Source organism: Niabella sp., from assembly GCF_030150205.1.
Lineage (GTDB): Bacteria > Bacteroidota > Bacteroidia > Chitinophagales > Chitinophagaceae > Niabella.
The window spans coordinates 14,926-27,505 of the sequence record NZ_JASLGT010000024.1; the positions used below are offsets into that span (position 1 = coordinate 14,926).

The 12,580-nt window shown below is 45.0% G+C and carries 8 protein-coding genes; 1 reads left to right on the forward strand and 7 read right to left on the reverse strand.

Annotation, left to right across the window (positions count from 1 at the left end; all coding sequences use genetic code 11):
* Positions 1-14: 14 nt before the first annotated feature.
* From Q1V85_RS16785 to Q1V85_RS16800, 4 genes are all read right to left on the reverse strand, one after another.
* Positions 15-1,583 carry a RagB/SusD family nutrient uptake outer membrane protein gene (locus Q1V85_RS16785; protein ID WP_300601668.1) on the reverse strand — a complete coding sequence of 523 codons (1,569 nt, stop codon included), beginning with the start codon at positions 1,581-1,583 and terminating at the stop codon, positions 15-17.
* A 30-nt stretch (positions 1,584-1,613) separates the two neighbouring features.
* Positions 1,614-4,562 (reverse strand): TonB-dependent receptor plug domain-containing protein, encoded by a 2,949-nt coding sequence (locus Q1V85_RS16790; RefSeq protein ID WP_300601669.1) that lies wholly within the window; start codon positions 4,560-4,562, stop codon positions 1,614-1,616.
* Between the two features lie 373 nt (positions 4,563-4,935).
* Positions 4,936-5,529, reverse strand: coding sequence for a Crp/Fnr family transcriptional regulator (locus Q1V85_RS16795; RefSeq protein ID WP_300601670.1), 594 nt, complete (start codon positions 5,527-5,529; stop codon positions 4,936-4,938).
* Between the two features lie 149 nt (positions 5,530-5,678).
* A complete protein-coding gene (locus tag Q1V85_RS16800; protein ID WP_300601671.1) occupies positions 5,679-7,664 on the reverse strand; it encodes a dehydrogenase E1 component subunit alpha/beta in 1,986 nt (661 codons plus the stop codon).
* Positions 7,665-7,963: 299 nt separating this feature from the next.
* On the opposite strand from Q1V85_RS16800, the gene Q1V85_RS16805 reads away from it, so the two are divergent.
* Positions 7,964-9,031 carry a DUF4421 family protein gene (locus tag Q1V85_RS16805; protein WP_300601672.1) on the forward strand — a complete coding sequence of 356 codons (1,068 nt, stop codon included), beginning with the start codon at positions 7,964-7,966 and terminating at the stop codon, positions 9,029-9,031.
* 93 nt (positions 9,032-9,124) lie between these two features.
* Here Q1V85_RS16805 and Q1V85_RS16810 read toward each other — a convergent pair whose 3' ends face one another.
* The 3 genes from Q1V85_RS16810 to ricT form a co-directional block, all read right to left on the reverse strand.
* Positions 9,125-10,399: a pitrilysin family protein gene (locus Q1V85_RS16810; protein ID WP_300601673.1), complete on the reverse strand. Its 1,275-nt coding sequence runs from the start codon at positions 10,397-10,399 to the stop codon at positions 9,125-9,127.
* Between the two features lie 126 nt (positions 10,400-10,525).
* A complete protein-coding gene (locus Q1V85_RS16815) occupies positions 10,526-11,005 on the reverse strand; it encodes a hypothetical protein (RefSeq protein ID WP_300601674.1) in 480 nt (159 codons plus the stop codon).
* Positions 11,006-11,132: 127 nt separating this feature from the next.
* Positions 11,133-12,464, reverse strand: coding sequence for a regulatory iron-sulfur-containing complex subunit RicT (gene ricT / locus Q1V85_RS16820; protein WP_300601675.1), 1,332 nt, complete (start codon positions 12,462-12,464; stop codon positions 11,133-11,135).
* Between the last annotated feature and the right edge of the window lie 116 nt (positions 12,465-12,580).

Here is a 12,580-nt window from a genome sequence, read left to right on the forward strand (position 1 = left end):
AATACTTTTTGAGATTAATTCCAATAAGGGTTTTGTTTTAAGGCTGTGTTCTTTTGCAACACATCCTGTGCTATTGGCCAGTAAATACCGTCACGGGCAATTAATGCATTGAAGGCCGGATCATTATTCAACAGTTTTTTCTCACGAACCACATCATACCAGCGCCAGCCTTCTCCCATCAGCTCCCTGCGCCGTTCCATAAAAATTTCATCGATCAATGCAGCGCCGGTAGTCAGCGGTGATACAGAGTTCAAAGAACGTTTTGACCGTAGTGTGTTCAATATTGTTTTGGCATCGTCTTCCCTTCCTAAAGCGGCCAGCGCTTCCGCTCTTAAAAGCAAAATCTCTTCCAGTCTTGTAAATACGATAGATGAATTATAAACGGCGAACTGACCGGTATTGGCACCTCCGTTAACGATCCGGATTTTTTTAAATACAGGTATCTCGGCATTATAGTTTTCAAAGTATGTTGTATATAACAATGGCGGAGTATACTGCCTGTCATACCCAAACCGATCATCATTACCTCCGGTGGGATTAAAAAGAAACCCGATCGTGCCTTTATCGATGTAAATATCAGGGAGGGCTTTGGACATAAAGAAGTTAACCGTATTTGCCAGTGTAAGATTTTCTATGTGTCCGTCAGTTGTGGTTTCGCCCCGTTGTTTGTTAAAGTTAAACCCCATGATCTGGCTGTAATTACCAGAGTTTCCTCCGGCGAAGAGACCGGTTGGACTAACTATTTTAGCTACCGTTGAATAATCAATATTACTTTTATTGAAATTGTTTACCACAAACTCCGTATAAACCGAAGCATCGATATAGTTACCCCGCCATGCCGCAATATGCGCTAACAAGGCATAAGCAGCCAGTCTTGTTACCGGTGCATTTAACCAGTAATCGGTGCTTTTGTTATAATAATTGCTTGGAAAAATCTGATCCGGGTCCAATGCCGAATAAAGAAACGGCAGTTTAGGTGCTACCTCTATTAGTTCGCTGGTTGCAAAATTTAGAACCGCGTTCTTATCTGTTTTTGGCAATTCTTCAAAATTTCCACCTTCTCCTGAAGAAGTTGTAAAAGGGACATCACCCCAGACGCGAACCATATAAAAATACAGAAAAGCACGCAATGCTCTGGCCTGAGCTATGTCCAGCTTATAATAAGCTTCCGTATAGCGGATATCCTTTAAACATCCGGAATCCCTTTCTATAAACAAATTGCATGCATTAATGCCCGCATAAAAGGGCCGCCAGTCCGCCGCTTTTTGCAACAAAGGGAATCCCCCATTTAATTTCCCATCGATGACCGCCTGCAGATCAGATCTGGATAAGGATTTAAAATCACCGGATCTTAGCTCGCCCAATATCCAATGCGCATTATTTTGGGCAAGCGCCGCCCGTGTAAGGGCATAGAGCCCTGTAATGCCGCTGCGTGCATTTTCATAGGTGGACCAATGCCCTTCCTCATCTGCAATCCTGCTGGACACTATATCCAGTTTTTTATTACATGCGGTCACCGCCAATGACGCCGCCAGAAAAAACAATATCGCTCTTCCCATCCTGGTAGTTATTAAACGACTCATAGTAAACCTTTAATAATTTCTTGCTTAATTTTAAAACGCTAACCTTAAACCAAGGATAACTGAACGGGGCATAGGCAAACCAGTGCCCATATAAATACCATTATACGTTGCCAACTCCGGATCATCCCCTTTAAATTTCGTTATGGTTAAAAGATTGGTTCCTGTTACATAAACCTGTGCTCTTTTGAAAACACCTGTCCGAACCGCCTGCATTTTGGCAAAGTCGAACCCGATCGAAACCGTTTTCAATTTCAAAAATGATGCGTTGTCCAAAAACAGATCCTGCTCTGAACGATAAGGAATAACAGCACTCCATGGATTATACACCGGATAATTTATGAGATCCACTTTCTTTTCCCAATAAGTAATTTCTTTTACTGAGTAAATATCATTTGCAGCTTCAGTATTAATAAAATCCAATCGCTTTGATGCATACTGATTTAACACTTTCCTGCCCAATGCCATATAAAATTGAAAGTCTAAACTGACGGCCTTGTATGTAAGGCTGCTTCCGAAGCCTCCGGACATCTTTGGTAAATAATTCCCTTTCAGAATCTTGTCTTTCTCGTCAATTACATTGTCCCCGTTCTGATCTTTCCAGATGGCATCTCCAACCTGAAAAGGCATCCCCTGATAGGTCAGGTTTGAGGGGATTTCTGATGCCGATTTGTACGTTCCTGTATTTTCATACACCCAAAACTGATCCACAGGTTTACCCACTTCGAATTTGTTGCTACCAATTACCACTTCCTGCACACCACCCGGTAATGCAATCAGTTTATTCCGGTTATAGTTAAAATTGGCATTAAAAATCCAGCCTATAACATGCTTTTGAGGAGCAAGAATGGTTGCATCTACTCCAAGATCTAATCCCTGGTTGCCGACTTCCAGTCCTGATTTATACGCACCGGTATATCCATATTCAGAGGGAATGGGCATTGCAAAAAGGCCATTTTTATCCGTTCTTTTATAAACTTCCAACAGCAGCTTTATCCGGTCCTGTAACAAACCCATACCCAATCCCGCATTCAGATTGTTTACATACTGCCAAGGGATATCATAGCCGATCCATCCAAAATTATAGGGTCGTGTCAATCCGGTTATTCCGTTAAAAGATCCCAATGTTGGCTCGTTGCTCCAGCCAAGATCAGACCGGTACTGAGGGCCGGAGGAATAGCGATCATCCGAAAATGGTTTACCCAGCTTTGACCAGCCGCCTGTAATATACAGGCTACTGAACAATGATTCATCTTGCAAAAATGTTTGCTTTAGATCCCAATCAACGGCCCCTCCATATCCTGTAAACCATTTTTGACCGGGCTGCATGGTAGAAGATCCGTCTCTTCTTACCAAAACATGTGCTTTTAAAAACCGGTTGGCTTCCCACAAAACATTTCCATGAAAAGAGGCCAGGCTGGTTCCCATATTGCTCGGGAAAAAGAAAGGCTTGTCGCTATTGGATTGCAGATAGTCCGCTGCATTTACATCGAAGTTTACAACATTAATTTTTATAAAATCATTCGGGGTATTATAAGCATACGCATAATTAAACTTATAATTATCCCTGTAATACTCCTGCCCCGCGCTAACTGTAATAACATTATTATCGGAGAGGTCGAATTTATATTTCAATACGTTTGTAACCTGCAGCCGCTGTGTGGCCCCAAAAAAATTAGAAACAAAGTTATTGCCTTCATTCAGGGTAGTAGGCCAAAAGGCATCTCTGTATTCCTCTCCGTAATTCAGCGCCAGCCGTCCCTGGTAGTCTAACTGGTTGAGCCGGATATGCATCCCGATCATTCCGTTCACTACATGGTTTACGTTATTATCAATTGCTCCATTAAACGCATTCAAATAAGCGCCGTATAAACTTTTATTTGGAGGCAAAGGGTTACTCAGGTTGGGGATATAGCGTGTTTCTGCCAATCGATCTGTTATATTCTTATTACGGTTCCTGGACAACCAGTCATAATCTACTTTGGCGTCAAATGCAAGCCATTTAAAAGGTGTTACATTCATAGAAAGTCCACCGGTATATCTCCGCAAGGATGTTTCGTCTGCGCTGTTCGCATTTTTAAGTGCACTTACAAATGCCCGCAATGTTGCCCGGTTTACGCCCGCCGTTACACTTGCATCCACAGAATAAACCGGTGTGCCTTTGTAGTACAGATCTGTCCAGTTTGATGGACCGTAATAGTCCGTATTAGTGGAGTCTCTAAGAAATGCCGGATAATTTTGCAAACTTCCCGCAGTTCCAAACCGGCTGTAAAACGTACGTCTGAAATTATTCTCATACGCCGCATTTGTAACATTCACTTTTGGGGTGGTAACAACTCCAAAGTAGCTGTTTACATTAATTCCTATATTTTTTGCTTCGGCCTGCCGGGTTACTACCCAAATGGCTCCATTCGCTGCCACGGGTCCTAAAATTGCCAACCGGGCGGGATCTTTGATCACCTCAATCGATTCAATATTATCCTGGTTAAGCAAGGCCAGCACATCCGTAGCGCTACCGATCGGGTTAAAATCATATTTTTGAACCTCGTATACAAACGGGTTTCTCTTTATTTGCGGAACCCCATCAATAAACACAACGGCCTGTTGATCAAAAAGTTCTCTGCTGGTTAGTAATGGTGCACCGATACCATGAATAAAAATATTCGCCATTGTACCGGGTTCTCCGCTAGGTTCCTGCACATAAACTCCGGACAAACTACCTTTTATCATTTGCGGGATGGATATATACGGCTGGCGAAGTACAAATGCCATCGGCGCGGAGTTTATGGTAGAATTGCGGAACCGCGGAGCAATCACCGAGCTGTCATATAAACCACCGGGTTTATCAAAAAAAGATACAATGCTATCTTCTGTATTTACAGATGCTGCCGTTGAGTCCTGAGCACGCAAACGCCCTAAAGCCGTCATAAAGCATACAAACAAAAAGAAGCCTTCTAACCTTAAAAATCGTTTTATTCTCATTTTTATAGCCAGTTTTATTTGCTATTCATTTTTCGTTTTTACCAAAAAGATCCCTTCCGTTTTTTTAAGCAATTTTTTTTACTTAAAAAAACAGATGATGTTTTTTTACTAACAATACAATTGTGAAGCCGTCTACTAAAATACAGTCGTTAAACTTTCAATCAATCTCTGCAAACAAGCTCGGTTACTTTTCCAATCCTGCTACTAAGATACTGGTCTGGAAATGATATTTTGTTAAAATCAGATGTGCAAACGGTTGCTCAAATCATAATTTTTTTAAGAAAACATTATGCAATCGTTTGCGCTCCTGTTAATTTTATGATAAAAGCAATTTCTTTTTAGGGGGCATGCGATTTAGTAGGGCGTATCAGGTCTATCCTTTCTTTATTGGCTCCTTTAACATTTTGCTTAGAAATTCGGGCGTGATGCCGATATAGGATGCTACGTATTTCTGGGGAAGACAGGTGATCAGTGATGGATACTGCTGGCAGAAGCTGGTATATCGCTCCTTGGCGGTAAGGCTTAATGAATCGATGAGCCGGCGCTGGTGTGTAGCAAGGGACCGTTCGGAAAGAATGCGAAAAAAACGGTCGAAGGTGGCGATGTCTTTATAAAGACGATCCAGGTCGGGAATGCTGATCAAAAGGATCTCGCTGTCGTCTACCGCATCAATATTTAAAGAGGCAGGCGACCGTTCCAGCATGCTGCGCATATCGCTGATCCACCATCCGGGCGGCGCAAACTGCAGGATATGTTCAAAACCGTTCTCATCTACAGAATAACTTCTTAAACATCCTTCTACCACAAATACAAGATTCCGCTGTACTTCACCTTCCTGCAGAAAGAACTGTTTGCGCTTAACCGTTCTTGCCTGACAAACAGCAGCGAGTTTTTGCTCATCTTCTATAGTTAGTGTTACATGTTTCCGAATACTTTCCAACAAGAATTGTATCGACGTTGTCATCATATCTTTTATTTTTTTAGTAAGAAGTTGTTAGAAATGTCGTTGTTGCATTGTTACGAGTGAGGCTGTGAAGCATTCATCATGCGCCATTCATATTAACCATTAACTTTACACTTCTCGCTATTCACCTTTCACTATTCTCCTCCCTCATCTCAATAATTCAACAGCTCTTCCACCGATTGCTCCAGCCGCTGTTTCGCCAGGAAGTTCTTTTCGAGTTCCGTGTTAAAAGGCACAGGAGTATCCAGGGATGCACAGCGTAACACCGGCGCGTCCAGCATACTGAAACAGTGCTCCCCGATCCATGCGGCAATTTCTGCCCCTATCCCGCCTGTGAGCGTGTCTTCATGTAATACCAATACCTTTCCGGCTCGTTCAACAGAAGTATAAATAGCCGTATAATCCAGTGGCATAAGGCTTCTCAGATCCAGTAGCTCGATGGAGATCTCAGGATGCGCTGCCGCATAGTCTTCTGCCCAAATCACTCCCATTCCGTATGTAATGATTGCAATATCGGTTCCTTCCTGAACCTGGCGGGCCTTCCCTATCTCCACCCTATAGCCTTCATCGGGCACCGGCCCACTGATACCCCGGTATAATGCCTTGTGTTCAAAAAACAATACCGGGTTAGGGTCTTCAATCGCCGCCATCAGCAATCCTTTTGCATCGGCCGGTGTGGATGGGTACACCACTTTGAGCCCCGGTGTATGCACAAACCAGGCCTCATTACTCTGACTGTGAAACGGACCGGCGCCAACGCCGGCACCGGTGGGCATGCGAACTACTACGTTTGCCGGCTGCCCCCATCGATAATGGATCTTAGCCAGGTTATTAACGATCTGGTTAAACCCTACTGATACAAAATCGGCAAACTGCATTTCCACTACTGCTTTTTTCCCTTCCAGGTTTAACCCCAATGCAGCGCCTACAATAGCACTTTCACAAATGGGCGTATTGCGGATCCTGTCTTTGCCAAAAACAGCAGCCAATCCTTCCGTTACTTTAAAGGCACCCCCATATTCCGCAATATCCTGTCCCATAATTACCAGGTCGGCATCCTTTTCGAGACTTTGATACAGTGCATCCCGGATGGCTTCCACAAACCGTTTTTCAGTTGACGGCATTTCGCTGTTTACTATGGGCAAATGGGTTGCTCCGGGCGCGGCATAAACGGCATCCAGTTCTTTGGCGGTATCAATGATCAATGTACTTCCACCCGCTGCTTTTTCCAGTTCAGCTTCAATCTCCTGTTTCAATACCTGCCGGATGGATATAATTGCGTCCTCAGTAAGCATTTGTTCTCTTACCAGTTGTTGTTCATATTGGGCAATGGGATCTTTCTGCGCCCACAGGTCAAGCAATGCATCGGGCACATATTTGGTTCCGCTGGCTTCCTCATGACCCCGCATCCGGAAGGTGGTACATTCTACCAGGTACGGCTTCTGATACCGGATACAATATTCCCGCACTCCTTTTATGGTATCATAAACGGTTACCAGGTCATTACCATCAATGGTAATGCCTTCCATACCATAACCACGGGCCTTATCCGCAATGGAAATACAACGGAACTGTTCCTGAACCGGTGTGCTTAAGGCATAGCCGTTGTTCTCTACCAGAAAGATCACCGGAAGGTCCCATACAGCGGCCACATTGAGCGCCTCATGAAAATCACCTTCGCTGGTGCCTCCTTCTCCGCTAAAGGCCAGCGCCACTTTGGGTGCTGCATTCAGCCGGTAGGCCAGCGCTGCACCATCGGCAACCGCCAGCTGGGGCCCCAGGTGTGAGATCATACCACAGATATGGTGCTCCCGGCTTCCAAAATGAAAGCTGCGTTCCCGGCCCATCGAATAGCCCTCCTGCATGCCCTGCCATTGCATAAACAACCGGCTCAGCGGCATATTGCGGGTAGTAAATACACCCAGGTTCCGGTGCAACGGCATGATCCATTCATCCGGCTGTAACGCCAACGTGGCCCCCACGGCAATGGCTTCCTGACCAATGCCGCTGAACCACTTGCTGATCTTTCCCTGCCGCAGCAGGATGAGCATTTTTTCCTCGATCAGCCGCGGATACAACAGTTGCCGGTACATGTCCTTCAGCTGATCCGGGCGCAGTCCTTTCCGATCCATTGTCATACTACAAACCTAATGAATCGTTTTTTGTTTTTGGCTTTTTCAGTACCGAAACATGGGACCCGGCGCTTAATTTTTCCTCTAAAAACAAATCGCCATTATGCAGCTTTTTTCGTCTGAACCTGCCAAGGCAGGCAATTGAAGGCCCTGCAGCACTACATCCGTGCATCCTTTCTAAATTTAAAATCGATCGCTCCTATTTTATATTAAAACCGTGATAAACCCTATTTTTACTTTTTTTACAGGATATATCTGCAGGCTGACCAGCAACGCCGATCCTCTATTAAAAAACGAAAAGGTCCATGAAACAAATCATATGTTATCTGTTCTGTTTGCTGCTTTGTCTTAAGACTTTCGCACAGGATGATGCGCTAAAAAACGGATCCGATTCTTCTTACTATGAACGCTACCCGCACAAACTGGCCATTGGCCCTGTTCTTTCAAAAAAGAATACGGTCTTTTCGGCAAACGCAAAGGGACTTCCGGCTCCGTTGAGATATTCTACCAATAATGCTACCCGGCTGGGATTGTCCCTAGGTTACGATTGGCTCTCTGTAAGCGCATCGGTTGGGTTGGGCAGCATGGACCCGGATTACAAAAAAGCGAAGGGAAAAACCAAATCCATAAATTTTCAATGGACCGTTACCGGTAAGTCTGTACTGGCCGATCTTCATTTCCAGGTAAACAAAAGCCTTTACCTGAGACACGGGCAGGACCTGCTTCCGGATAATGGCGCTTATTATGTGCGCCCCGATCTGAGAACGCAGATCTTTGGGGCTACCGTACGAAAGATCCTCAACAGCAACCAGTTTTCTATCAAACCACCTTTTGCCTTTGATACCTGGCAAAAAAGATCGGCTGGTTCATTTATGATCGGCGGAGAATTTGTTTATGGAAGTGCTAAAGGCGACAGTGCTTTTGTACCTTCCATGCTTGCCGCAAATTTTCCAGATGCCACCGTTAATAATATGCATTACCTGATGTTTGGGCCCACCATTGCTTATGCTCACAGCTTTGTGATCAAAAAACATTTTTTTGTAACGGCCCTTGCCTCTGTAAATGGTGATGCGGCACAGACCTTTGAGCAAAACACTTCCGGTGATAAAAAAACCCGCTGGTATTTTACGCCTAACCTGAGTTTGCGTGGTGCCCTTGGGTATAACGCCCATAACTGGGAACTATTGGCCTCTGTAATTTCCAACCGCTTCTTTATCGGGGCCACTGAAAAAGACATCCGGTATCAAAACTATAGTGACCAGTTCCGCCTCGCCTATATCCGGCGGATCAATGCCGGCAAAGCTATTCCGGATGTTGTTAACTGGGGGCGCCGAGCCATCAATACACTGGGCTTTGGATGGCTGCTGGATTAATTTGAAAATATGGAAATGAGACCCCACACCAGGGGGACTGAAAACTGATGGCTAATTGCTGATAACTGCAGGCTGAATGCTGATGGCTGATCGCTATACTACTGTTAGCTCATAAAACGCCTCGGGGTTCAGATATTTATTGGCCATTTCCTGGAGATCAGCGGCCGTAATGGTTTTGATATTCTGTATGGAACGCTCAAAAAAATCGTCGCCTACTTCATTCAGGATCATATTCTTCCACCGGCCAATGATATGAAACGGTCCATCCAGGTCGCCCAGGATCGATCCCATCATAAAGTTCTTTACCAATAGCAGCTCCTCCTCATCTACCGGTTCCGCTCTTAAAATTTCCATTTCCTTATAAACCTCTTCAATGGCAGCAGCGCTTACGGCCCTGCCGGCCTCTGTGGAGATCATCCACCCATTGTCATAGCGGTTATTGAGCAAATAGCTGTGAATGCCATAGGTATAGCCTTTTTCTTCCCGGATATTGGCCATTAAACGGCTGCCAAAATAGCCGCCAAACACGATATTGAGCACCTGGCATTTTAAAAAATCGGGATGATGCCGGTTAAAGAAGGGCCGGGCGATGCGCACGGAACCCTGGTTATTTTTATCATCATTGATAATTATGTGCTTTTTCTCTGCCGAAGGCTGAATGCGGAACTCCTGGCCCTTTACCGGGCTATTTGGCAAATCGCCAAAATACTGGTCTAATAACTGATCAATCTTTTCCGGCAACCGGCCGGCGATAAATATTTTCAGTCTTCCGTTCCGGTAATAGGTGTCATAAAATGCCAGCAGATCTTCCCTTATGAGACTATCAAAATCTTCATGCCGGCTAAAGCGTCCATAGGGATGCTCCGCTCCAAACAGGTACACATCGATGAGGCGTCCGGCAACAAAATTGCTTTTTTTCAGGTTCACATCCAGCTTCTGCTTCATGTTCTGCACCGCAATTTCCATTTCTTTTTGAGGCAGTGTGCTTCCGGCAATAATTTCTTTTACAGCGGGTAATAACTCCTGGGTATGTTTTGTAAGACAATGCAGGCTGATAGTGGCAGTTTCCGCATAACAATTCCGGTTCAGGTAGGCTCCATAGTAATCAAAATATTCGTTGATTTCATAAGCCATCCTTGATTCGGTTCCGTTCTTTAGCAGATGGTTGGTTACGGCCGCCTGCAGGTTTTTTGTTTCATACCAGTTACCCGCATCAAATACCCATTCTACCTGCAATACTTCTTCCGTTCCGGCATCCACCGCGTATACCTCCACTCCGTTTTTAAGGATGTACTTCTGGTAGGGTTGCAACTGTAAATTAAAGTTCACCGCATCCACAATAGGAGGCGCCACGCTTCTGTCTGGCATTGTATGATTCTTTTAGACCGCAAATATACGGTTGAAGGTCTGACCCAGGCCCGAAATGTATCATAATAGTATAACGAATGCACAGCTGCGGCATTCAATGATGATACGCCAACGCATGGTCCTCAATTACAGGGGGGCAGACGCTCCGGAAATGGTTTTGCGATACAACCCGATCAACACGTTGGCGATAAAAACCAGCTGAACCAGTACAAATACAATGCTGCTGCAGAGAAGGATCGTATTCACATCCTGAGAACCGGATGCCCGTTCTTCGCCTCCCTCTATATAACGGCGCGGCGGATCGCCCGAAAGTTCACCCGGATAGATATTGGTATACAACAAGACGAATGAAAGAATGGCCAGGGTGGCAAGAATATGAAACCAGATCAGTTTATCTGAGAAAAGGATATTATAAGTGGCAATGTTGATCAACCACAGTAAAAAAAGAAAAAAAGCGGAAAATCCCATCATATGTCCCCGGGGCATCATGAATACGGTGTCAGGCAAATGAACATTGATCCATTCATTATTACTGGTAAAAAGCCCGGCTATAAACAATAAAATAGCGGTTACCGGCAATAACACGAAGGGCATTCTCTTAAGCATGTCTTGATCCTTTATGCGACAAAGTTAATAACTTAAACAACCGGAGAATCTGAAAAAGTTTGTGAACCGCTATTTGTGAACTTTTTTTTTGTTCACAAAAATGAGTTCACAAATAGCCCCGGAAAGATTAGGCATCCGTTTTACCCTGCTTTTTCACTTCCTGCGGCTTATTCCGGTTAGGTTTATGCCTGGAAGGTTGCTGAGGACGTGTACCTTCTGCTTTTTTTTGCGGAGACTGCGCCTGCCTTGCCGGCGGTTGCTGCCTGGTCGCCTGCTTTTGGCCGGCACCCTGTTGCCCCCGCTGGGGCTGTTGTTGCTGTTGTTGTTGCTGATTTTTCTTTTGCTGACGCTTCTTCTTATCGGCCCGTTCCAGGCTGCGAAGGCTGATCTGGCCCACCACATCCACAAATTCCGGCTCCACATCGATTGATTTGGAACTTGTTACCTCTACCGGCTCCAGTTCATCGGGTACCACATTCTGCCGGTTGAGTGATTTAATTTTGCGAACTCTTTCGATGGTCAGCGGGTATTGTTTATTGCTGTCGGGCAGCGAATACCACATCAGGTTTTTAAAGATATCTTTTTTTATCAGGTAGGCTGTTCCCTTTGCCACCTGGAGCTGGTCGCAGTCATTCGGAAATCCCTGAAGCGCATCCAGGTAGGTATCCAGTTCATAGTTCAGGCAGCATTTTAAACGGCCGCACTGACCACTGAGCTTGGTTTGGTTAATAGAAAGATTTTGATAACGGGCAACAGTGGTATTCACTGATTTAAAATCGGTTAGCCAGGTAGAACAACAAAGTTCTCTTCCGCAGCTCCCGATTCCGCCCACTTTACCGGCTTCCTGCCGCGCACCGATCTGGCGCATTTCTACCTTTACTTTAAATTCCTGGGCATATACTTTGATGAGTTCCCGGAAATCAACACGCCCATCGGCGATATAGAAAAACGTGGCCTTTCTTCCATCGGCCTGCATTTCCACCTGGCTGATCTTCATATTGAGATTCAGCTGTTTTGCAATTGCCCGGCTGCGGATAACCGCCTCAGGCTCCCGTTCTTTATTGATCCGGCGCTGATCCAGGTCGCGGTCCGTGGCCAGGCGCAATATCTTTTTCATATCGGGGTTTTCTTCCTTTACCCCGTATTTTTTCATCTGTAAGCGTACAATTTCGCCTGTAAGCGAAACTTCTCCCACATCAAAACCACTTACACCTTCTACGGTAACCAGATCGCCTTTTTCAAATAATTGCAGGGTCGTATTCCGGTAAAAATCCTTCCGGGTACCCTTGCTAAAGCTTATTTCCACAACGTTACACTGATCTTCCGTATTGGCTACCGGCAGGTTCCGCAGCCAGTCGTACGTATTCATCCGGTTACAACCACCTGTACTGCAGCCACCATTACTTTTACATCCATTTGGTTTTCCACCAGTGGCGGTACCGCAACTTGAACAACCCATTCTGAATTTTTTATAGGGAGGGTGCCCGGGAACTGTGTGCTTTTGATGTAATATTATTATACCAGGCCAAACAGATGTATTGGTCTTAAAAGGAACAATAACCGCCAAAAACGGCC

Bases quoted from the DNA above. Each gene is read 5' to 3' on its own strand.
- Q1V85_RS16785 (WP_300601668.1), bottom strand. From the start codon at position 1,583: ATGAGTCGTTTAATAACTACCAGGATGGGAAGAGCGATATTGTTTTTT.
- Q1V85_RS16790 (WP_300601669.1), bottom strand. From the start codon at position 4,562: ATGAGAATAAAACGATTTTTAAGGTTAGAAGGCTTCTTTTTGTTTGTA.
- Q1V85_RS16795 (WP_300601670.1), bottom strand. From the start codon at position 5,529: ATGATGACAACGTCGATACAATTCTTGTTGGAAAGTATTCGGAAACAT.
- Q1V85_RS16800 (WP_300601671.1), bottom strand. From the start codon at position 7,664: ATGACAATGGATCGGAAAGGACTGCGCCCGGATCAGCTGAAGGACATG.
- Q1V85_RS16805 (WP_300601672.1), top strand. From the start codon at position 7,964: ATGAAACAAATCATATGTTATCTGTTCTGTTTGCTGCTTTGTCTTAAG.
- Q1V85_RS16810 (WP_300601673.1), bottom strand. From the start codon at position 10,399: ATGCCAGACAGAAGCGTGGCGCCTCCTATTGTGGATGCGGTGAACTTT.
- Q1V85_RS16815 (WP_300601674.1), bottom strand. From the start codon at position 11,005: ATGCTTAAGAGAATGCCCTTCGTGTTATTGCCGGTAACCGCTATTTTA.
- ricT (WP_300601675.1), bottom strand. From the start codon at position 12,464: ATGGGTTGTTCAAGTTGCGGTACCGCCACTGGTGGAAAACCAAATGGA.